This is a genomic window from Photobacterium rosenbergii, from assembly GCF_033022775.1.
GTDB classification, from domain to species: domain Bacteria; phylum Pseudomonadota; class Gammaproteobacteria; order Enterobacterales; family Vibrionaceae; genus Photobacterium; species Photobacterium rosenbergii_A.
In genome coordinates this window covers 827,844-850,091 of the sequence record NZ_JAWJZI010000001.1, presented here as the reverse complement: position 1 = coordinate 850,091, position 22,248 = coordinate 827,844, and the positions used below count along the sequence as shown (strand labels likewise).

The following is a 22,248-nucleotide window of genomic DNA, read 5'->3' as shown; positions in this document are numbered from 1 at the left end:
GGCTCAATATCGGAATTCGTCATTCCCTAGAATTAAATAGTGGCTCCTAGATGCAGCCACTATTTTACCTCTACTCACCCATCTTTTTTGCTTATTCACGATTAATTCAAATCTTCACTTTTCTTTCGATTTGTCTTTCATGTTTGCGTTTGTTCAATTTTATAATTCTATTTTTCTTTTGTTTGTTTTTGAATTTGCGTTATTGTGATTTCCGTCATTTATTTTCTTCGTTTGCTTTCATATTATCTTTCGCAGTTCTTCGAAGTGGAAAGGTAGAAAATGACTCAAGCACATAAAGCCCGTTTTCATATGATGGCGAAGCCAACCAGTTTTCACTGTAATTTGAAGTGCGACTATTGTTTCTACCTTGAAAAAGAAGACACCTTCTCGTCTGCATCAGATCCACGAACGAACTATATGACTGATGGTATGCTCAAGCGTTACATTCGCGATTACATCCGCTCACAAGACAGTCATGATATCGACTTCGCATGGCAGGGAGGGGAGCCGACCCTCGCTGGAATTGATTTCTATAAACAAGCGGTGAAATACCAGCAGCAATATGCTGACGGAAAAAATATTACCAATAGCTTCCAAACCAACGCGGTGGCGATAAACAAGCAGTGGGCGCAGTTTTTTTCTGAGAATCATTTCTTAATTGGTGTGTCGATAGACGGCATCGAAGAAGTGCATGATAAGTATCGAATTTCAGTTAATGGACGTCCAACATTTGAGCGTGTTAAACGGGCAATTGAACTACTGAAGCAGCACCGGGTTGAGTTCAATACCCTAACCGTGATTAATGATCAGAACTGGCATAAAGGCCGAGAAACCTATCACGCTTTAAAAAAACTGGGTTCACAGCATCTTCAGTTTATCCCCATTGTAGAGCTGCAGCCTGAATGCCAAACCATCAACAACGGTCACTACAGCCAAGTAGGCAGTGGAGAAAATAAACTAGCGCCTTTTTCTGTGCCTTCCCATGGCTATGGGAAGTTTATGACAGATGTATTTGATGAGTGGATTAAAGAAGACGTTGGCCAAGTATTTGTCCGTATGTTTGATAGTGTTTTGGCAACGTGGATGGGGTATCCAGCCTCGGTGTGTGTGCAGTCGCGTGAGTGTGGGCAGGCGATGGTGATTGAAGCAAACGGTGATCTGTATTCTTGCGACCACTACGTCTATCCAGCCAATAAATTAGGTAACATCAGTCAAACCAATATCGCTACCTTAGCAACCAGCAAACAGCAGCGCCGTTTTGGCAGTGCAAAATCCTCAAAGCTTACCCAGCAATGCAAACAGTGCGATTTTCAGGCACTTTGCTTTGGGGGGTGCCCAAAATACCGCATCCAAGCGGTAGAAGGTGAGCGCCACAAGCACAATTATCTGTGCACTTCTTACCAACGAATCTTTAGTCATACAGCGCCAGCAATGCACTTGATGGCCCAAGAAATACAACGAGGCGGCAATGCCGCTAATGTAATGCCAATTTTAGCCAGAATGACGGCTAACTGACCCTACGAATAAAGGAGTAACCCATGAAACTGTCCTCATCGAAGAAGACGGTACTGGCAGGTTTTGTTGCTGCCGCTTGCGCCGCGGCCCCTGCAATTTCTATTGCGGCAGAAAAAGCGGAACAACCAAACGTATTACTGATCGTTATGGATGATCTCGGCACAGCGCAGCTTGATTTCGCAATGGATACCATTGATAAGGAAGAGTTGCAAAAACGTCCTGTACCAGCTCGTTATGATGGCGATTTTGACAAGCTATACGATGCAGCCAAGCGTTCAATGCCAAATATTACCAAGTTGGCAAATGAAGGTGTGCGAATGACCAACGCCTATGTAGCAACACCCGTTTGTGGTCCTTCTCGTGCGGGAATGATGACTGGCCGTAACCCACATAGCTTTGGCACATACAGTAATGATGATGCGAAACTGGGTATCCCGCTGGATATAAAATTGTTGCCAGAATTGTTTACTGAAAACGGTTATGCGACGGCCAATATTGGTAAGTGGCACAATGCTCCTGTGACGAAAAAGTTAGTCCCAGAAGACGTACGTACTCGCGATTACCATGAAAATGAGATCCCGTTTGCCAATGAAGGTTATGGCGCAGAAGAACGCGGCTTTAATTACTCTTACAGCTACTACGCCTCTGGCGTTGCCTTATACGATACCCCGGCAATGTTCCGAAATGGTGAGAATGTACCAGCGCCTGGGTATATTACCCATAACCTAACTGATGAAACTGTGAAGTTTATCGAGCAGGCGAATAAGGAAGACAAACCATTTTTTGTCAACCTCGCCTATAGTGTGCCGCATATTCCGTTAGAGGAGCCTGCACCAGCAAAGTATATGGATCGCTTCAATACGGGAAACGTTGAAGTTGATAAGTACTACGCTCACGTAAACGCGTCGGATGAAGGTATCGGTAAAATTGTCGATAAGCTAAAAGAGATGGGTGAGTATGAAAATACCCTTATTTTCTTCTTATCGGATAACGGTGCTGTGTTCGAGTCGCCAATGCCGATGAATGGTATGGATCGTGCCTTTAAGGGAACCCGCTATCGTGGTGGAGTGCACGTACCGTTTATTGCTCACTGGAAGGGCCAACTTCCAGAAGGCAAAGTTAATAATACTATGATCTCAGCAATGGATATTCTGCCGACGGCTTTAGATGCTGCGAATATTGAAGTGCCAGCCGAGATGAAGGTAAACGGCCAGAATATTATGCCGTTGTTTATGGGTGAAGAGCAGGAGCCACATAAGTACTTGTACTGGGCTGGCCCTCGTGCGTTGCATTACTCACCGGAAAGTGGTGATTTCTGGAATCATTACTGGAAGTGGATCACCTTCGAAGAAGAGGAATTCATTCCTAGTCCATACATCGAGCGCCATTCTAAAGGTGAGTGGGCAATTAAAGATCAAAATTGGTCATTACATTATTACGATGATGGCAATGCAGAATTCGAGCTATATAACTACGCAAAAGATCCTGCGGAATCGGTTAATTTGGCTGATAAATATCCAGAAAAAGTGAAAGAGTTGAAAACGGCTTTCTATAACTGGGTTAAAGATAAGCCAGCACCTATTGCATGGGGACAAGATCGCTACGAGATTATCACTGAATCTGCAAAATAACCTTCATATAGGCCTCTTCGGAGGCCTTTTCTCCGATTGAGTCAAGTCTATGCAAAAGACCATCAGCGCGAAGCCACGCCCTAGAATCCCTTATGAACATCCAGATGCTGAGATGTATCTTAAGTTGTGCAAAGAAAATCTTATCCGCTTACGATATAAAAAAACGGCTTATACCAAGCATGATGAGCGGATAAAAGACGCATTTTCCAACCCCGAATACGCCATACGTCAACAATGTGACTTATTAGTTCAATATGTTGCCGAGGCGTTTGAGCACTATGCGGTCTGGGATTATACCCATGCTTATTACCCCGGGCGACCAAGCCAGCAGAGTGCCAGAACCGATGCCATGGAAGGGTGTAGCCGTGTGCTACCTACCTTGGCTGCTTGGTTATCGAAACAGAAAGGAAAGTCTGAGCTAGCAGGGCTAAACGGTAAGCCTATTGATGTTGGAGATATTTTAACGAAGGCTTTTGTGGCAGGAACGGACCCTACTCATCGAGGTTATTGGGGAAATCTGCACGACTATGATCAGCGAATTTGTGAAAGTGCTGACTTGGCTCTGGCGCTGTGGCTAAGTCGAGAATGGGTATGGCAGAAATTCTCAGTCGTCCAGCAACAACAAGTGATCACCTGGTTCAAGCAAGTTAATCATTGCCAAACGGTTGATAACAATTGGCACTTGTTTCCGTTAACGGTTCAACTCGTGGTGAAGGCATTAACGGGGGAAGATACTGTAGAGCAACATCGTTACGCGCGAATAAAAGAGTTCTATGTCGGTGATGGTTGGTTTCGCGACGGGGCGAAAGGTAATTATGATTATTACAACGCGTGGGGCTTTTTCTATGCATTGTATTGGATCGAGCAAATTGATCCTGAGTTCGATCCGCATTTTATCCGTCAGAGTTTATCTGAATTCATTCATAGTTATCGTTACTTCTTTACTCCTCAGGGACTGCCTTTATTTGGTCGTAGCGCGTGTTACCGCTTGGCGGCATCGGTACCACAACTGGCTGCCGTAGACTTGGGTATCGGGGTATGTGAAGCATATCCCTCTTTGTTGACAATCGGTGAGGCGAAGCATGCTTTGCAAAGCAGTCTTCGTTATTTCATTTCTCAAGGTGCATTAAAAAATGGCGCACCGACTCAAGGTGTTTTTGCTGAAGATTCACGCCTTATTGATAATTACAGTGGGCCAGCGAGCAGCTTTTGGTCGTTACGAGCGTTGAATATTGCACTATTTTGCGGCGAACGTATTGGTTTATGGGAAGCTGAGTGCCAGCTTTTCGAGGTGGAAAAGGACGACTTTTCTTTTTCAATTCCAGCCATTGATGCCAGTGTTCTGGGGACTTTCAAAACGAAAGAGGTGGTTGTTGTTTTTCATTCTGATTATGTCCAAGAACAAACCCCGTTATCTCGGCGGTTGGAAAAACAAAAGATTTGGTATAAAGCTCTAGAAGTCATAGTGGGGAGAGCAGAAAGACCAAAGAATAACTTGTTAAGGAAAGGAATTACGTGTTACACATCGAAAATGTACCATTTCTTTTGATTTCGCAATCTTTCGATTTGAAAGTGTTTATGTGATCCAGATCTTTTATTTTGCTTTTGTTTTCGAATATGATTAAACCGAAAGCTAACGAAGGTTTTGAGGTTTTATATGTTTCTGGTTTCTTCACGCGAAATGTTACACAAGGCGCAGCTAGGTGGTTACGCCGTTCCTGCTTTTAATATTCATAACTTGGAAACTGTTCAAGTCGTACTTGAGACTGCGGCTGAGATGGCATCTCCGGTTATTCTTGCAGGTACACCTGGTACGTATTCCTATGCTGGCACTGATTACTTGGTTGGCATTTGCCAAGAAGCTGCCAAGCGATACAAAACACCGATCACGCTTCACCTTGATCACCATGAATCCTTCTCTGATATCCAGAAGAAAGTTGAAACGGGCATCAAGTCGGCCATGATTGATGGCTCCCATTTCAACTTTGAAGAAAACATCGACTTGGTGAAAAAAGTGGTGTCTTTCTGTCATGGTTGGGATTGTTCGGTAGAAGCAGAGCTTGGCCGCTTAGGTGGTCAGGAAGATGATCTGATTGTCGACGAAAAAGATGCAATGTATACCGATCCTGATGCAGCAGCTGAGTTCGTTAACCGTACTGGTATTGATTCTCTGGCTATAGCTATTGGAACGGCACATGGCATGTACAAAGAAGAACCTCGTCTTGACTTCGATCGTCTAGGCATGATCCGCAATAAAGTCGATGTGCCATTGGTATTACACGGCGCATCAGGAGTGCCCGATGCAGATGTGCGTCGCTGTATCGAGTTGGGTATTACGAAAGTCAATGTAGCAACAGAGCTAAAAATCGCTTTCGCTGATGCAGTTAAGCAGTATTTTATTGAAAACCCGAATGCTAACGATCCTCGCCATTATATTGTTCCTGGCAAGGAAGCGATGAAGAAAGTCGTGATGGAAAAAATTGCCGTTTGTGGCAGTGCTGGCAAATTATAGAGTTAGACGTAAAGGTAGATAGGTTGCACCCTCTGCACCTTCTCTAGGCCATACTTGCTCAAGTTCCCCCCTATTAAGGCAGGTATGGCTTTTTACGGTAAGTTAAAATATGTAATGAGTGTGAAGTGATGGCAGAGAAACATGTTGCGGTGTTATTGGCCGATGGTTTTGAAGAAGGTGAGGCGGTCATATTTATTGATATCATGCGCCGTCTTGATATTAAGGTTGATGTGCTTTCATGCATGGAAACAACTGCTTTGAATTCTTACTTCGGGACCCGTATTTCGGCGGATGATACGATATCCAATAGTTTCAGCCAGCGTTATGACGCTGTCATGATGCCGGGTGGTCCACAAGGGACTGATAGCTTGACTTCAAATCCGATGGTGATTGAGTTTTTAAAGCAACATATCTCTGATGGGAAATATATCTGCGCATTGTGTTCATCTGGTGCGAAAGTACTTGCCGCTCATGGTTTGCTAGAAGGCCGTCTCTATACTACTGGAGACAAATTGGCTGAGAAGTTTGCTGATGGCGAGTATGTGGAGCGTAAAGTAGTTGTGTCTGATCAATTCATTACCGGAAGAGGATTTGGCGTAAGCTTCGAGTTTTCTTTCACGGTTGCCAAAATGCTGCTTGCTGGAAATCCAGACAAAGTTGATTGGCAGGCAAACCATATCTACTTCGAGCATTGGCCAATAGCTTAATATTCTGTGTGTTTTTGAGTGCTCCTTTGGGATCTTTGCCTCAGTGTGATATGGCACTGGGGCTTTTTTGATTCTTGCCTTGTAAAAAAAGTAAAACTCACTCCCAAGTTTAATAAGGCATTAGGAGTGAGTTGGCCTGCAATGCAGTTAGTGGCGTATAGTGAGTAACCCTTAGCTTAATTTCGTCACTTGTTGTTAAGCCAATGCTATTGATTGAGATAGACAACCAATAAGTCGGTCTCAACAGCGTTTGCCAGTTTTGGGACCGAGGAAAATAGACGGCTGAAAAAGGTATGATGATGGCCGCACACCACCAAATCGATATTCGATTTCTTAACTATCCCTGCCAGTTTGATGTGGAGATCGCCAATGACGACCAAGCTTTCCGTGATGGGATAGTCGCTCTGATCCACCATTGCCTGCATTTTACTTTCTAATGCGACTCGATGCCGGGACTCTAAGACCACATCATCGACATCGACGTATACCAGGGACAGTTTGCAATTTGCCCCTTTGGCTAATGAGGTCGCTTTATCAATCACTTCCTTGCTCGATTCCGTTAAATCAACGGCGACTAAAATATGTTTATAGGTCATCACGTCTCTCCTGGTTCATATCTATGCGCTTAACTAAGTGTAGCCCCAACAGGTATTAATCTTGATAACCCCTCAGAGGCACAGGCATCTACACTTTAACATTAGCTGTGTGCTTGGAGGCTATGTGAGTGGCAGGCGGTATTGAAATCAAATGGCATTTGGCACCAGTAGTCCCATGTTCGCGATATAAACCATGAAAAGGATAATCCACAGGGTGAATAAGGCTTGTCGTTACAAGCAGTTTACGTTACGAGAGTCAGCCTTAAAATTGCAGGGTGATAGACAGCGGGCAATGGTCACTAAGCTGAAATTGTCTCAGTTGGTGGTCAGAATAAAGGTACTCGGAAAAGGATACCTCGGTGTCCTTTTCTTGTTTTCGCCTATCGATAACAAAGTGATCGATAAAGCCCGGATATTGCCTGACTTCCCATTGCTTTTTGCGTTTGTTGTAGGCTTGAGAACGGCAATGACTCTCTATGTCTTTGGTGATAAGTGCTGGAGTCGGTGTCAGCGCAGAAGTGAGCTTTTGCCAGAACTTATCTCCCATGCTTGCCAATCTGCGGTTAAAATCCCCCAAAATGATAAAAGACTGTTTTTGTTCTTGTCGCTTAGTTATCCAGTTTTCGAGCACCTCAAATTGCTCTTTCAATACAGTACAGCTTTTGTTGCGGTGACGGTTGCTGTAACAACCACTCTTCAGGTGTACCGCCAATATTCTTAGGGTCGGTTTTCCTTGTTGAAATAAAGAAATATCGACACCGTAACGTAAGTACTGGTTATCCCACACATCAAGTTGATGAAGATCGGGATGACGGTGATAGGCAATTCCTTTTCGTATCGCAAAGCCGACAAATTGCGGCCAGATCTCGTCATTTTTTTTATCTTTCCTGCTCGAGAACTCAATTTGATATTGGTCTAGCGAGATCACCTTACCTATCGACTGTAGGTTAGCAACTTCCTGAAAGGCGAATACATCAGGTGAAATATCATTGATGATCGCTGCCATTGCTTGATAATCACGGGCCGATCTTAACGGAATGGTTGGGCGGCTTTTTTCATTCGGAATTTGATCAGTGAGCCAATTGAGGTTCCAGGTAGTCAAAGTCAATGATTTAGCTTTGCTTGGTGATACAGCCGCTACCACTTGTCCTGAAGTGATAATCATCCAAAGCAAGAGTAAATAATACGTTGGTGGGTTAGTCATAATAGCGAGCATCGATACTGAAAAATGTACTTTTACCTCGATAGAGCGAAAAAGCGATTTACCTTGGTCGCACTGAGGGATGAAAAACAGCTTGAATGTAATGGTAGTCTTGTTGCGGAAATTTGTGGCTGCTTCCTCGCAAAGAAAGGAGCACTCTGGTCAGGCAACAACCCCAAATATTTGACCGACGACAGCAGTAAGGATCATGGCTAAAGCTCCCCAAAAAGTCACTCGTACTGCCCCTATTACCATTGAGGCTCCGCCAGTTCTTGCGGCAATAGCTCCGAGGGAAGCCAGGAATATGAGAGAACAGACTGCAACCATAAGGATCAGCAGGGGTAAGGGTACAAGCCAGGCGACCAGCAATGGAAGGGCGGCACCGATTGTAAATGTCGTTGCTGAAAACATGGCAGCTTGGATAGGATTGGCCCCGTGAGTATCAGAGAGTCCTATCTCATCTCGGGCATGGGCGCCGAGTGCGTCATGGTCCATCAGTTGTTCGGCAACTTGACGGGCCAGTATCGGATCGAGCCCTCGTTGCTCGTAAATTTGGGCGAGTTCATCGATCTCGTCTTCGTAATCTTGCTCCAATGCTTGTTTCTCTATAGCAAGGTCAGCCTCAATAGTATCTAGCTGTGAGCTTACCGACACATATTCTCCGGCAGCCATAGACATTGCTCCGGCAACTAAACCGGCAATACCTGCAAGCAAGATATTGTGTTGGGTCGCACTGGCTGCAGTAACACCAATGATAAGGCTGGAGGTTGATACGATCCCATCGTTGGCCCCCAGTACAGCGGCTCGCAGCCAGCCGACCCGATTCGAGCGGTGGTTCTCCTTATGGCCCATCCTGTATTCCTTTTTATATGTTCAGTTGGCTTTCCTAAGCTTAGGCGAATCAAAAAAGGGCAGGAATACCTGCCCTTTGTAATTGAGTCATATTTCTAATAACTGGGTTTTATTGCAAGCTCTCGCGGTCAGCAACTGTCTTGAGGTCAGTCAGAGTGCCCTGCTCAACATCAATCAGGAAGTTATCGCTGGCCTCACCAGTTGCGAAGCGGTCAAGGATGTAGAACAAAGTACCAAAGCGGACTTTGAAGACATCGCCAACCGGCGTCGATACGCTGTAGTCTTCACCGAAGTGGATTTCACTTTCCATATCGTACAGTTCTTCACTCAATAGCTTGTACTGAGGCAGACGAGACGGTTCGATATCTCGGAACGCCAGCTCATCAGCGTTGCGCAGGCGGTAGAAGTCGATAGCCAGTTCTTCACCATCCCACTCGGCAAAATCAATTAATGCCATACCGTGCTGGTTGGCCAGCTCTTCTGCCTTCTCCTTCCCTAGGCTCCAGTCTTGAATGAAGTCATTTAGGTCATCCTGACCTTCTGCTCCTGCACCATCAGTTTTCACACATGGCAGGCCAAGCGCTTCTTTTAGCTGACATACAGTAATATCTGTCTCTAGCTGTGACAGGATGAGCATCTGCTTGCCATCCATGTTGAACAGCATGTTCTTGATATCTTGCGGCCATTCTTCAGGTAGGAAACGAAGTCGGGTCAACTCTTTGATGTGCCAGTCTGTTAGCTCGTAGTAACTTTCGGCATCAAGGATCTCACTGTTCCAGATCTCACCAGCACCTGATTCAACCAGTTGATCGTGCTCTTTGGCATAGTGCTCGAACAGTTCGTTGAAGCGAGGAACGTTTTCTAGTACGACAGTTTCAACTTCTACCTGGCTGTTCGGTTTGATTTCCAATACCTTGTAGGCTGGGATATAGCCTGCCAGCGAAGGTGCTTGAATGTTGAATAGGGTATAGGTTTCACCGTCGATATTGTATTGTTTCATGCCAGTATCGTTGAAGTGCATGTGGCCACCGACATGGATGCTCAAACCTGTTTTGGCCAGTGCTTTACTAGTGTCATCTTCAGGCTGGCGCGCAAGTTGGAAGTTGCCTTCGCCGAAAATATCTTCGATTTCCTCTGAGGCTCCATTGTAGAAATCAGTCATCGGGAAGTGGCTGAACGATAGCAGGACTTTGTTCTGCTCTTTAGCCGCTTTTACCGTGTTGCTGATCCACTCAACGACATGCGCTTTGTGGGTCAGCATCATGTTGTAGCCCGCGCTGCTTGAGCCGTCATAATCACCTGGGTTGTTTTCCCCACCAGTAGAGTCTGCTTTCGGGCGGTAAACATTGGCGTCGATGGCCATCAGCCATAGGCCTTCGATAGGCTCAACCAAGTACGTACTGTCTGGTACCATCGAACATGCGGTATAGCTGTCTTCCTTGTGCTCTCCACCAGTCCCCTCATGGCAGATTTCATACATGCGGTTGGCATAGTTTGCTTCTTGCAATGCAACATCGTAAGAATAGTTTTTACGGGCTTCATCAGAGCTATAAGGGGTTTCGAAATACTTGTATTCTGGCTGGGGATCGAAGCCATGGTGGCTGAGGATCCCCATGATTTCCTTATAGCCCCACTCTTTGACTTCCTCGGTGCAGATGGTTGGCAGTGGATTATCTGTAGGTATGATGGTCCAATCACCCTCGTAGCCGACACACTCGTCCTTTCCTTTACTGAAAATGCGCTGCTCATGGCCGTCGCGACCGAGGTAATCTGATTTACCGGCGGGTTGGGTAAAAGGGCGTACAGGATCGTGGTTACCCGGTGCGGCAAAGAACTCAAGACCATGCTCTTCACGGTACTGGTCAAAGATTTTTACCAGTCCGCGCATGTGAACAGGCTGGCCATCATCACTAAAATCACCTGGTAAGGCGACGTACTTGATACCTCTCGCGACAATGTCATCAAGTGCTGCAATCATGGCGAAGTAGTTTTCGTTGAACAGGCGGGTCGATTTCATTTGCGACATCATGGTACGAATGGTCGCGCCTTGCCCTGATTGTGAGTTGTATAAGCCGTCAAATGAACCGTCTTGGAAATCACCATAGACATCATGAAAATGGATATCAGGCATAAAGGCGACTTTTACGCCTTCTACTGGGAGTGTTTTGCCATCATCATTGCTGGAATCTGAATTACAACCAGCCAATGCAAGAGCGGTGAATAATGCCACTGCTGAGTGTTTTATTGTCATTTTATATCTCGAAAAGAAGGTGTTTATTTTTTGCCGGAAGAGAATAAATACTCAAGATGACAGAAATAAAACACTTTTATTATTCATTGGTTTAGGTGTTTACAAGAATGCTTCAACTCTTTGCTTTTTAGTTGCTTACAAGATGCAATCTATTGGTTTTTGCTAATTATTTGCTGGGTGAATAATTTGTGATTTGAATGATGACTGATTTGTTATTAGTTTAAATTGTTATCTTCATTCAATAAAAATATGAATTTTCACTTTATTATTATTCCAAGGTTAGTTATTTAGGTGAGTGATGAAGAGTCAAAATGTGAATTACTCAAATCGGAGTTTTGAGTATTATTTTTCTGAGAGCTTGCAGCAAACGAGACCGCAAATTACATCGCTTCCACCTATTGTTTTTATCCACGGTATCTTGAGTAGCGGCCGGTTATTTACTCACCAGCTCATGCCATTTATATTCAGCCAGGGTTATTCTTCGTATGCACTTACCCTGCGAGGCCATGGAACCCATCAAGCAAAGCTATCTTCAAGCCCTTTTGATGATCACGTTAACGATGTGGCAGCCTTTGTTAATTACGTTTACCAGCAAGAGAACAAACCTGTCGTTGTGGTTGGCTATTCACTCGGGGGCCTGATTGCCCAGCATGTTTACCAACACGAAGAACTGAAGCCTAAGTTAGCCGGAATGGCGTTGATGGCATCGGTCCCGCCGCAAGGTTTTAATCAACTGAACCAAGCTATGTGGCTTGAAAATCCAGTGCTGGCTATGGTGCTCGGTCAGGTAATGGCAATGCCGAATATGGCGCTGCTTAATCCGTATTACCGCAGCGTTTTGGTCGATGCCTTGTTTGCCAAAACACCCAACCAGCAACAGCTAGATGCGTTACTCTGTGCGCTAAAAGCCGAAGATCTTCGGTTGTTCGTAGAGCCGCACCCTGTAGAAGATAGTGCTCACTTGAGTGTTCCCGTTACTGTTATTGGCGCAAAAGAAGACAAGTTGGTACCCGCCTCTCTCGTTGAGGCCTCGGCGGATTTCTATGGCGTAGAGCCTGTTTTCTTTAGTCCTATGGGCCATGCTATGCCGGTGGAGAAAGAAGCTGGGCAGCTGGCAGCCTATTTAGCCAAATGGTGCAGTGAGCTCTGAGGCTCCTAACTTCCTGATTTACAGTAATGTGAGCTCGGTATTGGTGTTTTTTTGATCTAAAACAACCAACCCTTTCAATACCCCTTTCTGGGTATCCAACCTATTCAAATTAGGCATAAATTAGTCAATAACCACTAAATCATTAAGTGTATTTTGTTGCACTTTTTGATTTGGGAAGGATTCGGTGGTGTGCCTTAAAGGGGGGCTTTGTTGTGAGTGAGTTCCATGTCTGCAGCTTGATTGTTTACGTCGTGGCTGAGCAGCTTGAATCAATAAAAAAGACCATAGAGAGCTTACCAGGGGCAGAAGTGCCGATTTTGGGTGAATCAGGGAAATTGGTTGTTGTGCTAGAGGGCGAGCAAAAGAACGATATTGTTGGTCATTTTGACTATATCAGACAGTTGCCCAGGGTACTCGATACCACGCTGGTTTACCACCAAATGGAAGAACAATCTGAGCTAAAGGAAGCGTAACATGACAGTTACTAGACGTAGTTTCTTAAAGGCCAATGCAGCCATTGCTGCAGCCAGCGCAGCAGGGTTAACCATACCTGTTTCGGTGGCCAATGCCGCAGAGGGCGAGCAGGAAGTGAAGTGGGACAAAGCCCCATGCCGCTTCTGTGGGACGGGCTGTAGTGTGCTGGTGGGGACCAAAAATGGTCGCGTGGTAGCATCACAGGGGGACCCTGATGCACCGGTGAATAATGGCCTCAACTGTATCAAAGGCTACTTCTTGCCTAAGATCATGTATGGGGAAGATCGCCTGACCCAACCGTTATTGCGCAAGAGAGACGGTAAGTATCACAAGGAAGGTGAGTTCACCCCAGTGAGCTGGGATGAAGCCTTCGATGTGATGGCCGACAAGTTCAAGCAGGCACTGAAAGACAAAGGTCCGTCTGCCGTTGGCATGTTCGGCTCTGGCCAGTGGACAATCTGGGAAGGCTATGCCGCTGCGAAATTGTACAAAGCGGGTTTCCGCTCCAACAATATTGACCCGAACGCCCGCCACTGTATGGCGTCAGCGGTAGTTGGGTTTGGCCGTACCTTCGGTATGGACGAGCCTATGGGTAGCTATGACGATCTCGAACATGCCGATGCCTTCGTGCTTTGGGGATCTAACATGGCTGAGATGCACCCAATTCTCTGGACCCGTTTGACCGACCGCCGTTTGTCTTCTGACAAGGTGAAAGTTGCGGTGCTATCAACGTTTACCCACCGCAGCTATGAGTTGGCCGACAACCCAATCATCTTCAAGCCACAAACCGATTTGGCTATCCTCAACTTTGTTGCCCACTACATTATCTCCAATGACAAGGTCAACCAGGACTTCATGGACAAGCACGTCAACATCCGCAAGGGTGTGACAGATATTGGTTATGGTCTGCGTCCGACCCATCCATTGGAAAAAGCGGCCAAGAACCCGGGTAGTGGTGATTCGACGCCGATGAGCTTTGACGATTACGCCAAGTTTGTTTCGACTTATACCGCGGAATACACATCGGAACTGACAGGGGTACCAGTTGATCAACTCAACGCCTTGGCCGAAATGTACGCCAACCCAGAAACCAAGGTAGTGTCTTACTGGACCATGGGCTTCAACCAGCACACCCGTGGAGTGTGGGCCAATAACCTGATTTATAACATCCACTTGCTGACCGGCAAGATCTCCAAGCCGGGTTGTGGTCCGTTCTCGTTGACCGGCCAGCCATCTGCCTGTGGTACGGCACGTGAAGTCGGCACCTTTGCCCACCGTTTGCCAGCCGACATGGTGGTGATGAATCCGAAACACCGTGAAATGTGTGAAACCCATTGGAATATCCCAGAAGGAACGATCCCGCCGAAGCCCGGTTACCACGCGATTTTGCAAGACCGGATGCTCAAAGATCGCAAGCTCAATGCCTATTGGGTGATGTGTAACAACAACATGCAGGCAGGGCCGAATATTAACGAGGAGCGTCTGCCGGGCTATCGCGATCCGGCTAACTTCATCGTGACTTCTGATCCTTACCCAACCGTTACCGCCATGGCATCAGATTTGATTTTGCCAACGGCGATGTGGGTGGAAAAAGAAGGGGCCTACGGTAACGCCGAGCGCCGTACCCAGTTCTGGCACCAGCAGATCAGTGCGCCGGGTGAAGCGAAATCGGACCTGTGGCAGCTGATGGAGTTCTCCAAGCGCTTCAAGGTCGAGGAAGTGTGGCCGCAGGAATTGATCGCCAAGAAGCCAGAGCTCAAAGGTAAAACGTTATTTGAAGTACTGTTCAAAAACGGCAAGGCCGATAAGTACAGCTTGGATGAAATCGCCGCCGACCAGCTCAACGACGAATCCCGTCACTTTGGCTTCTATGTTCAGAAAGGCTTGTTCGAAGAGTACGCCTATTTCGGCCGCGGTCATGCCCATGATTTGGCACCGTTTGATATGTACCACCAGTCTCGCGGTCTGCGTTGGCCTGTGGTCGATGGCAAGGAAACGGTCTGGCGTTACTCCGAAGGGTATGACCCGTATGTGAAGAAAGGCGAAGAGTTTTCTTTCTACGGTAAGCAGGACAAGAAAGCGGTGATTTTCGCCCTGCCCTATGAGCCGCCAGCCGAATCACCGGATAACGAGTATGACCTGTGGCTATCAACCGGTCGAGTACTGGAGCATTGGCATACCGGTTCGATGACCCGTCGTGTGCCGGAGCTATACCGCTCATTCCCTGATGCTGTGCTCTACATGCACCCGCTCGATGCCAAAGAGCGCGGGCTGCGCCGGGGCGATGCAGTGAAAATTGTTTCCCGTCGTGGTGAAGTTCTCACCCATGTGGAAACTCGCGGGCGTAACCGGGTACCGCAAGGCTTGGTGTATATGCCTTTCTTTGACGCCGGGCAGTTGACCAACAAACTCACGCTTGATGCAACCGATCCCATTTCGAAAGAAACGGACTTCAAGAAATGTGCAGTGAAGGTGGTTAAAGCCTAACTATCGGAAACAGACTGATGAAGCGTTCACCTCTCAAATCATCGCAAAGCCGCCGCCGTTTCCTCCGGGATGCCGCACGAACGGCTGTGGGTGTGGGAGCGGCAGCGACCGTACTCGGACTACAGAGCAAACAAAGCCAGGCTGACAGCAGCGGTGTGCCGATAAGGCCGCCGGGTGCATTGCCTGAGCCGGAGTTTTTGCAGGCTTGCTTGCGCTGTGGGTTATGCGTTCAGGCGTGTCCATACGATACCTTGAAGCTGGCAAGCTTGTTGTCGCCAGTGGCCTCGGGGACACCGTATTTTACCGCCCGAGCGGTTCCGTGTGAGATGTGTGAAGACATTCCCTGTGTGGAAGCCTGCCCGAGTGGCGCGCTGGATCATGGCCTGACCGATATCGATGATGCCCGGATGGGCACCGCGGTGTTGATTGACCATGAAACCTGCCTCAACTGGCTGGGTTTGCGCTGTGATGTGTGCCACCGGGTTTGCCCGCTGATAGATGAAGCGATCACCCTAGAGCCGATCCGCAACCAACGTACCGGCTACCATGCCAAGTTTATCCCGACGGTACATTCCGATGTCTGTACCGGCTGTGGTAAATGCGAGCAAGCCTGTGTGCTGGATGAAGCGGCGATCAAGGTTGTGCCGACGGCATTAGCCAAAGGCGAGCTCGGTCACCACTACCGCTTGGGTTGGGAAGAAAAGGCCAAGAAAGGGGAAAGTCTGATCCCTGAGGATCTGACTTTGCCAGCTCACAAGCCGGGTAACAGTGGAGGAGGTCAGTAATGGCTAAGCATTTGGCAAAAGATGCCGGCAAGGCAGCGACCGCCTCCCTGGGCTGGTGGAAAGCCCACCGTTTCTTGCTGCTGCGCCGCAGCTGCCAGTTGTTGATCATCGCCTTGTTCATGATCGGCCCGACACTGGGTGTGCTGCGGGGCAACCTGTCGGCAAGCACCTTGTTCGACACAGTGCCACTGACCGACCCCTTGATCTTGCTGCAGACCATTGCCGCAGGCCACTGGCCTGAGCTGGCTGCCCTGGTCGGTGGCGCTATCGTGGTGGGGTTTTACGCCTTGCTGGCCCCTCGGGTGTTCTGCGCCTGGGTCTGCCCGCTCAACATGGTGACGGATTTGGCCGCATGGCTGAGGCGAAAACTGGGGATCAAGCTCAGCTACCGCTGGCCATCAAGCCTGCGTTACTGGTTGTTGCCGGTGCTGCTACTGGGTAGTGCGGTATCGGGTACGGTGCTGTGGAGCTGGATTGATCCCGTTGCGGCGCTGCACCGAGGCTTGGTGTTCGGTATGGGCGCGGGTTGGGTGCTGATCTTGCTGGTTTTCTTGCTGGATCTGGTATTGGTCGAGCATGGCTGGTGTGGTCATTTATGCCCGCTTGGCGCGACCTATGGGGTGATTGGCCGCAAGAGCCTGGTTCGTATCACCGCCACCAACCGCGAAGCCTGCAACAAGTGCATGGATTGCTTCAATGTGTGCCCCGAGCCGGAAGTGCTGAGGCAACCGCTCAAAGGCGGGGATCGCAAGGTGATGAGCCAAGACTGTATCAGTTGTGGACGCTGTATTGATGTCTGTTCCGAGGAAGTATTGGAATTTAAAATAAGAATTGGAGCCAATAAAAATGAAGGGTAAGTATGTTGTGTCTGCGCTGCTGGCGGCTGTCGTGAGCCTGGCAGCATTTGCAGAGGTGACCTCGTTACGTGGCGCGCAGGAGATAGGGGATACCAATACCGTTGCGCCCATCAAGCCGGTGCCAAAAATGCAAGATAAGCTGGCCTTGGAATATGTCCATCAACCCCCACTGATCCCGCACTCAACGGAAATGGTGCAGATCAACCCGAGCAACAATGGCTGCTTGCAATGCCATGATGTCGACAAGTACCGTAGAACGGGCGCTCCGAGGGTGAGCCCGACGCACTACATGGATAGCAACAACAAGATCCTGAGTGACGTCGCCCCCCGCCGTTATTTCTGTTTGCAGTGCCATGTACCGCAGGCCGATGCCGCGCCGCTGGTGGAGAATACCTTTAAACCGGCTGGTAAGTTCGGCCAATAGGAGGGGCTATGGAGAGTCAACGACCTGGAATCATCCGGCGTTTTTGGCAGTGGTACAGAAAGCCCAGCCACTTTGCGATTGGCACTGTCCTGACCGTGGGTGTTGTTGCAGGTGTCATCTTGTGGGGCGGGTTTAACACTGCGATGGAGTACAGCAACACGGAAAGCTTCTGTATCGGTTGTCATGAGATGGAGAACAACGTTTACCAAGAGTATGTTGGAACCGTTCATTACAACAATAGCAGCGGTGTCAGGGCAACCTGTCCGGATTGCCATGTCCCCAAAGAGTGGGCACCGAAGATGGTGCGAAAGATCCAAGCCTCGAAAGAGCTGTACGCCAAAGCGCTTGGGCTGGTCGAAACCCCGCAGAAGTTCGAGGATCACCGGTTTGAAATGGCCTCCCGAGAGTGGGACCGCATGAAAGCCAATGATTCTCAGGAGTGTCGCAACTGCCACAACTTTGAATACATGGACTTCAGCACCCAGAAGTCGGTCGCTGCCGGCATCCATAGCCGGGCAATCGAAGACGGCAATACCTGTATTGATTGTCACAAGGGGATCGCCCACCAGCTACCGAAAGGCCATAAAATCGAAAGTGCCATTTAACGACGTGTAATTGCGATAAAACGAATCCCCAGTGGAGCGCTCTGCTGGGGATTTTGTTGGTGGCCGAGCAAGCCACAATAAGAGATAAGAAACTTTCCTTAATGGTAGCCACTGGTTGTTTACATGTTTTTTTAACTAACCTGCAGCATGCAACGGTTTACATTTAACGCCGTATTTCTCCAGCTTACCGATTTTACATTTCGCAACAGATTGAGTGGTTTTTACGTATTTATTCTATTTTTTTTCCTTATATTGCCCATACCCAAGTTCCTTGGATATAAGACTTTATCCTGACATTAGGCTCTGTGAGATGAAAAATAAAACCTTTAAGCTTGCGACACTCAGTGCCGCAATCCTGATGGCATCGGCTGGAAGCTATGCCAAAAACCCTGCAACTATCGCTGAGTGTAAAACCTTTGAACCTACTCCTTCGGTAATCGTAAAAGGCGAGAATAACGAACTAACAAGCCAGACGATCACCGTTGGTGCGACCGGTGATATGCACGGCCGTATCTTTGCGTATGATTACGCGCTGGACGGCGTTGATAGAAATGCCGGCTTCTCGAAAATTGCTACCCTGCTGCGTGATGAGCGCGCAAGTAACGACAATTTCCTGCTGATCGACTTGGGCGATACGGTGCAGGGTAACTCGGCAGAGCTGTTCAACAATGATCCGGTTCACCCTGTAGTAGAAACCATGAACACCCTTAATTATGACCTTTGGGTGCCGGGTAACCACGAGTTTGATTTCGAGCGCGCTTTCCTGGAGCGTAGCCTTGAGAACTTCAACGGTTCGGTGATCTCTTCCAATGTGATTTGGGACAAGAACTCGGTTGACTGTAAAGCGAACGAAGAAGAAACCCCGTTCCTGCGCGGTTACCAGATTTTCGATTACAACGGTGCCAAAGTGGCCGTTATCGGCCTGACGCCGTCGTATGTAAAAGTATGGAACGCCTCTAACCCAGAAAACTTCCGCAACCTAGATTTCAAAGATGAACTGGAAGCGGTGACCGAGACCGTGAATACGGTTATCGACCAATACCAACCAGATGTCGTGATTGGTGCCTTGCACCATGGCCGTAAAGAGCATGGCCGTGGGGTACACGAAATTGCCTCTGAACTTGCTGACAAGTTCGATGTGATTTTCATGGGCCACGAGCACGCTCGCTTTATTGAACAAGTAGAGAAAGGCGCGGATATCACCGCTGAGATGCCTGAGATTTCTGTCGATGGTAACAGCGAGCAGGAAGACAAGGCTAAATCTGGTGTGTACAACGCCCAGAACCGTCACGAGAAAGTGAAGGTTATCGAGCCGGGCAACTGGGGCTGGGCACTGGCCAAGGCGGAAATCGAGCTAGAGAAAGATCAGCAAGGCAAGTGGCAGATTGTCGATACCACGCTATCTAACCGTAAGGTAGAGAACGTACAGGAAGACAAGCACCTGCAACAGCAGATGCAGCACATTCATGATTCTTCGGTTGAAGATGCCAATATCATGATCGGTAAGGTTAAAGGTAATTTCACTAACTCAGCTGGTGGCTTTGCCGATGAAGCAGTATTGGAAGAGCAAGTACTGAACAGTGAAGGTCTTCGCCTTTATAGCTCTATCCATACCGGCAAACTTGCCGACATGCCGATCACTGATTTGATCAACCAGATCCAAATCATGAACATCGAGCAGAAAGGTTCTGACGCCAAAGGCAACAGCATTAAAGTTGACGTGTCTGCCGCAGCACTATTCTCGGACGGTTCGAACCTTTTTGATGGTCAGGAATACCGCAAGAAGGACAGTGCCAACCTATACATGTACGACAACCAATTGGTTGCTGTTAGCATCAAGGGTGAGCAGCTGAAAGAGTACATGGAGTGGTCTTACGGTTACTTCAATACTTACCAAGAGAATGACATTACCGTGTCTTTCGACCCTGCTATCCCAGCTTACAACTACGATATCTTCGATGGCTCTATCCAATACACCGTTGATCTGAGCAAAGCGGTGGGTGAGCGTATTGATATTGGCGAAATCCGTGGTGGTAAATTCAACCCAGAAGCTGATTATGTGCTGGCGATCAATGACTACCGTCTAGGCACTTTGCTTGGCCAGGAGTGGATCACTGGCGAACAGGTGATTTGGGATTCTTCGAATGAGCCTGTTTATGCTGTACGTGACATGATCACTGAGTACGTTGAGAACGAAGGTGTGCTGGATCGCAGCAAGTTCGAGAATGTTAACTGGTACATCAAGCAATACGGCCCATCGAATGCTGCTGGTGAGGTTGCAGAGAAAGGTGACATTTTATCATTGCGTGAAGGCGAAGGTGCCGAGTTGTGGCAGAAACTGCAAAACAAAGAGATTTGTGTAATGCGCTCAGGTCCTGGTGCACGTGATTCAATCAACGTGTCAGTGAACCTTGCCGACGACAGCACTTGGTTTGCAAACCCGAACTATTCAGCAGAGGCGACTCAGGAAGCCCTGTATGAAGGTTGTGCGTATAGCAACCAGCCAAAATAATTTCCTCCCTTTATTCTAATTCAAGGCGCTTCGGCGCCTTTTTTATTTATACCAACCTAAATAAGTATTTGAACAATCTTGCTGGTTAAAAATGTTGTTCTCTGCGTTAGAGATTTTGAAATTAGAACCGCTAGTTCCTGCAATCTCTGCCTTGATAACACCATTTTTTCCTTCGCAATATATAGAGCAATTACTTATCCAGGTTGGTATTAAACCAGATGAAGATCACTTTTGATCCTGACATGAGGTTTGAATTTTCAATGAAAGGTGTTATTGTAATACAATATTATTGATTGCTAGATGTCGAAGCGTACTTTTCCTCAGAGCTTCGGCATAGCCATTAACTAACTTAAAGAGAACATTGATATGTCTAACAAAGTTGCATTTATCTCTGGTGCTACAGGTGGTATCGGTTTCCAAGTTGCTAAGCGTCTTGGTCAAGATGGCTACACTGTGATTCTTAACGGTATCGAAGACGCTAAAGGCGCAAGCTGTGTTGCTGAGCTAACAGGTGAAGGCATCGAAGCGGAATACCGTGGTTTTGACGTAACTGACGAGAATGCTGTAACTGAAAACATCAATGCTATCGGTGAAAAATACGGTAAGATCGATGTTGTTGTTAACAACGCTGGTGGCCTAGGTGGTCGTAGCCCAATCGAAGGCATGGAAACTGAGTTCTTCCGCAAAGTAATGGCACTTAACCTAGACAGTGCATTCTTTGTTTCTCGTGCGGCAATCCCGTTCCTGAAGAAGTCTGACAACGCGTCAATCATCAACTTCACCTCTAACGCTGCTTGGAACGCTGGTGGCCCAGGTGCAGGTATCTACGGTACATCTAAAGCTGCAGTTCACACGCTAACTCGTGCTCTTGCAAAAGAACTAGCGCCAGCAAACATCCGTGTTAACGCTGTATCTCCAGGTACTATCGATACGCCGTTCCACGCGCAAATCAAAGAAACTAAGCCTGAAGTATTTGCTTCTTGGGCTAACAGCATCATGCTTGGTCGCCTAGGCCAGCCAGAAGAAGTGGCTTCTGCTATTTCTTTCCTAGTAAGCAAAGATGCTTCATTCATCACTGCTGAAACGCTACAGATCGGTGGTGGTCAGGCGCTAGGTATCTAATCCTATGCCTGAACAAAGCTAGGCTATAGCTTTGTTATGAGATCCAATAAAGACGGTAGGTACTGCAAGGTACCTACCGTTTTTTTATGTCTCTGCTGCGCCCATTCTGGTTGTTGAGTATTGTGATGCACAAGCTGTCCTGCTGTCTCATATCGGTTGATATGTGGCATATCCCAAATATTTTTTGAGTATAGATACTTGGGGTTATCGATCGTCGTTTTTGAACACACTTGCAAATCATATCCTTACACAGGCTTACATTAGGTGTGAAAACATTGTTGTTTAACGGTATTGAGAGGCCGAAAAAGAGGGTAACTCCTACTTTATGGTTAGTAAGTGAACATCTTCTTTCATTTTGTAAGTCACCACATATTTAACGAATGAAGTTGGTGGCATAAGGTTATTAGTTGCTATTGTGTGATCTTTGTCACTTATGTGTGTTTTTAATGGTTCACTTGCCTTTATTGTTTTGGGGTCGATATCACATAGGTAAACGTTTGCCTGTTTGTTTTTTGAACACTGGGGTGTTGAGGGGTTGTTGAGGTTTAACGTTTGCGCAGCATGCAA

18 protein-coding genes are annotated in these 22,248 nt (G+C 47.4%); 14 read left to right on the top strand and 4 right to left on the bottom strand.

Annotated features, from left to right (window positions below; translation table 11 throughout):
• The first annotated feature begins 279 nt into the window (after positions 1–279).
• The 5 genes from R2X38_RS03870 to R2X38_RS03850 all read left to right on the top strand — a co-directional run bounded on the left by R2X38_RS03870 (position 280) and on the right by R2X38_RS03850 (position 6,365).
• Positions 280–1,515, top strand: a complete 1,236-nt coding sequence (locus tag R2X38_RS03870; protein WP_317520790.1) for an anaerobic sulfatase maturase — start codon at positions 280–282, stop codon at positions 1,513–1,515.
• Between the two features lie 23 nt (positions 1,516–1,538).
• Positions 1,539–3,146 (top strand): sulfatase, encoded by a 1,608-nt coding sequence (locus R2X38_RS03865; RefSeq protein ID WP_317520789.1) that lies wholly within the window; start codon positions 1,539–1,541, stop codon positions 3,144–3,146.
• A 49-nt stretch (positions 3,147–3,195) separates the two neighbouring features.
• Positions 3,196–4,695, top strand: a complete 1,500-nt coding sequence (locus R2X38_RS03860) for a DUF2264 domain-containing protein (RefSeq protein ID WP_317520788.1) — start codon at positions 3,196–3,198, stop codon at positions 4,693–4,695.
• A gap of 108 nt (positions 4,696–4,803) precedes the next feature.
• Positions 4,804–5,658 carry a tagatose bisphosphate family class II aldolase gene (locus tag R2X38_RS03855; protein ID WP_317520787.1) on the top strand — a complete coding sequence of 285 codons (855 nt, stop codon included), beginning with the start codon at positions 4,804–4,806 and terminating at the stop codon, positions 5,656–5,658.
• A 128-nt stretch (positions 5,659–5,786) separates the two neighbouring features.
• Positions 5,787–6,365 carry a DJ-1/PfpI family protein gene (locus R2X38_RS03850; protein ID WP_317520786.1) on the top strand — a complete coding sequence of 193 codons (579 nt, stop codon included), beginning with the start codon at positions 5,787–5,789 and terminating at the stop codon, positions 6,363–6,365.
• Positions 6,366–6,571: 206 nt separating this feature from the next.
• On the opposite strand, the gene R2X38_RS03845 is transcribed toward R2X38_RS03850, so the two are convergent.
• From R2X38_RS03845 to R2X38_RS03830, 4 genes are all read right to left on the bottom strand, one after another.
• Complete coding sequence (locus R2X38_RS03845) at positions 6,572–6,961, bottom strand: universal stress protein (RefSeq protein WP_317520785.1); 390 nt, start codon at positions 6,959–6,961, stop codon at positions 6,572–6,574.
• Between the two features lie 262 nt (positions 6,962–7,223).
• Entirely contained in the window at positions 7,224–8,165 is a 942-nt protein-coding gene (locus tag R2X38_RS03840; RefSeq protein WP_317520784.1) for an endonuclease/exonuclease/phosphatase family protein, read from the bottom strand.
• Positions 8,166–8,324: 159 nt separating this feature from the next.
• A complete protein-coding gene (locus tag R2X38_RS03835; RefSeq protein WP_317520783.1) occupies positions 8,325–9,014 on the bottom strand; it encodes a VIT family protein in 690 nt (229 codons plus the stop codon).
• A gap of 109 nt (positions 9,015–9,123) precedes the next feature.
• Positions 9,124–11,259 (bottom strand): metallophosphoesterase, encoded by a 2,136-nt coding sequence (locus R2X38_RS03830; RefSeq protein ID WP_411184601.1) that lies wholly within the window; start codon positions 11,257–11,259, stop codon positions 9,124–9,126.
• A gap of 304 nt (positions 11,260–11,563) precedes the next feature.
• On the opposite strand from R2X38_RS03830, the gene R2X38_RS03825 reads away from it, so the two are divergent.
• The 9 genes from R2X38_RS03825 (at position 11,564) to R2X38_RS03785 (ending at position 21,681) form a co-directional block, all read left to right on the top strand.
• The gene (locus tag R2X38_RS03825) at positions 11,564–12,415 is read left to right on the top strand and encodes an alpha/beta hydrolase (RefSeq protein WP_317520781.1); all 852 of its coding nucleotides are present in this window, start codon (positions 11,564–11,566) and stop codon (positions 12,413–12,415) included.
• Between the two features lie 212 nt (positions 12,416–12,627).
• Positions 12,628–12,888: a chaperone NapD gene (locus R2X38_RS03820; protein ID WP_317520779.1), complete on the top strand. Its 261-nt coding sequence runs from the start codon at positions 12,628–12,630 to the stop codon at positions 12,886–12,888.
• A gap of 1 nt (position 12,889) precedes the next feature.
• The gene (napA, locus tag R2X38_RS03815; RefSeq protein WP_317520777.1) at positions 12,890–15,376 is read left to right on the top strand and encodes a nitrate reductase catalytic subunit NapA; all 2,487 of its coding nucleotides are present in this window, start codon (positions 12,890–12,892) and stop codon (positions 15,374–15,376) included.
• 17 nt (positions 15,377–15,393) lie between these two features.
• Positions 15,394–16,161 carry a ferredoxin-type protein NapG gene (napG, locus tag R2X38_RS03810; protein ID WP_317520775.1) on the top strand — a complete coding sequence of 256 codons (768 nt, stop codon included), beginning with the start codon at positions 15,394–15,396 and terminating at the stop codon, positions 16,159–16,161.
• Positions 16,161–17,018, top strand: a complete 858-nt coding sequence (napH, locus tag R2X38_RS03805; RefSeq protein WP_317520773.1) for a quinol dehydrogenase ferredoxin subunit NapH — start codon at positions 16,161–16,163, stop codon at positions 17,016–17,018. The genes napG and napH overlap by 1 nt, the downstream gene beginning before the upstream one ends.
• Positions 17,008–17,442, top strand: a complete 435-nt coding sequence (locus R2X38_RS03800; RefSeq protein WP_039465999.1) for a nitrate reductase cytochrome c-type subunit — start codon at positions 17,008–17,010, stop codon at positions 17,440–17,442. Before napH ends, R2X38_RS03800 begins: the two co-directional genes overlap by 11 nt.
• An 8-nt stretch (positions 17,443–17,450) precedes the next feature.
• Entirely contained in the window at positions 17,451–18,047 is a 597-nt protein-coding gene (gene napC, locus R2X38_RS03795) for a cytochrome c-type protein NapC (protein ID WP_317520770.1), read from the top strand.
• Between the two features lie 310 nt (positions 18,048–18,357).
• Complete coding sequence (locus R2X38_RS03790) at positions 18,358–20,559, top strand: bifunctional metallophosphatase/5'-nucleotidase (RefSeq protein ID WP_317520769.1); 2,202 nt, start codon at positions 18,358–18,360, stop codon at positions 20,557–20,559.
• A gap of 366 nt (positions 20,560–20,925) precedes the next feature.
• Positions 20,926–21,681, top strand: a complete 756-nt coding sequence (locus R2X38_RS03785) for an SDR family NAD(P)-dependent oxidoreductase (RefSeq protein WP_317520767.1) — start codon at positions 20,926–20,928, stop codon at positions 21,679–21,681.
• Positions 21,682–22,248 lie beyond the last annotated feature (567 nt).

What these genes read in the sequence shown, in the direction of transcription:
- R2X38_RS03870 (WP_317520790.1), top strand. Translation starts at nt 280, where the DNA reads ATGACTCAAGCACATAAAGCCCGTTTTCATATGATGGCGAAGCCAACC.
- R2X38_RS03865 (WP_317520789.1), top strand. Translation starts at nt 1,539, where the DNA reads ATGAAACTGTCCTCATCGAAGAAGACGGTACTGGCAGGTTTTGTTGCT.
- R2X38_RS03860 (WP_317520788.1), top strand. Translation starts at nt 3,196, where the DNA reads ATGCAAAAGACCATCAGCGCGAAGCCACGCCCTAGAATCCCTTATGAA.
- R2X38_RS03855 (WP_317520787.1), top strand. Translation starts at nt 4,804, where the DNA reads ATGTTTCTGGTTTCTTCACGCGAAATGTTACACAAGGCGCAGCTAGGT.
- R2X38_RS03850 (WP_317520786.1), top strand. Translation starts at nt 5,787, where the DNA reads ATGGCAGAGAAACATGTTGCGGTGTTATTGGCCGATGGTTTTGAAGAA.
- R2X38_RS03845 (WP_317520785.1), bottom strand. Translation starts at nt 6,961, where the DNA reads ATGACCTATAAACATATTTTAGTCGCCGTTGATTTAACGGAATCGAGC.
- R2X38_RS03840 (WP_317520784.1), bottom strand. Translation starts at nt 8,165, where the DNA reads ATGACTAACCCACCAACGTATTATTTACTCTTGCTTTGGATGATTATC.
- R2X38_RS03835 (WP_317520783.1), bottom strand. Translation starts at nt 9,014, where the DNA reads ATGGGCCATAAGGAGAACCACCGCTCGAATCGGGTCGGCTGGCTGCGA.
- R2X38_RS03825 (WP_317520781.1), top strand. Translation starts at nt 11,564, where the DNA reads ATGAAGAGTCAAAATGTGAATTACTCAAATCGGAGTTTTGAGTATTAT.
- napA (WP_317520777.1), top strand. Translation starts at nt 12,890, where the DNA reads ATGACAGTTACTAGACGTAGTTTCTTAAAGGCCAATGCAGCCATTGCT.
- napG (WP_317520775.1), top strand. Translation starts at nt 15,394, where the DNA reads ATGAAGCGTTCACCTCTCAAATCATCGCAAAGCCGCCGCCGTTTCCTC.
- napH (WP_317520773.1), top strand. Translation starts at nt 16,161, where the DNA reads ATGGCTAAGCATTTGGCAAAAGATGCCGGCAAGGCAGCGACCGCCTCC.
- R2X38_RS03800 (WP_039465999.1), top strand. Translation starts at nt 17,008, where the DNA reads ATGAAGGGTAAGTATGTTGTGTCTGCGCTGCTGGCGGCTGTCGTGAGC.
- napC (WP_317520770.1), top strand. Translation starts at nt 17,451, where the DNA reads ATGGAGAGTCAACGACCTGGAATCATCCGGCGTTTTTGGCAGTGGTAC.
- R2X38_RS03790 (WP_317520769.1), top strand. Translation starts at nt 18,358, where the DNA reads ATGAAAAATAAAACCTTTAAGCTTGCGACACTCAGTGCCGCAATCCTG.
- R2X38_RS03785 (WP_317520767.1), top strand. Translation starts at nt 20,926, where the DNA reads ATGTCTAACAAAGTTGCATTTATCTCTGGTGCTACAGGTGGTATCGGT.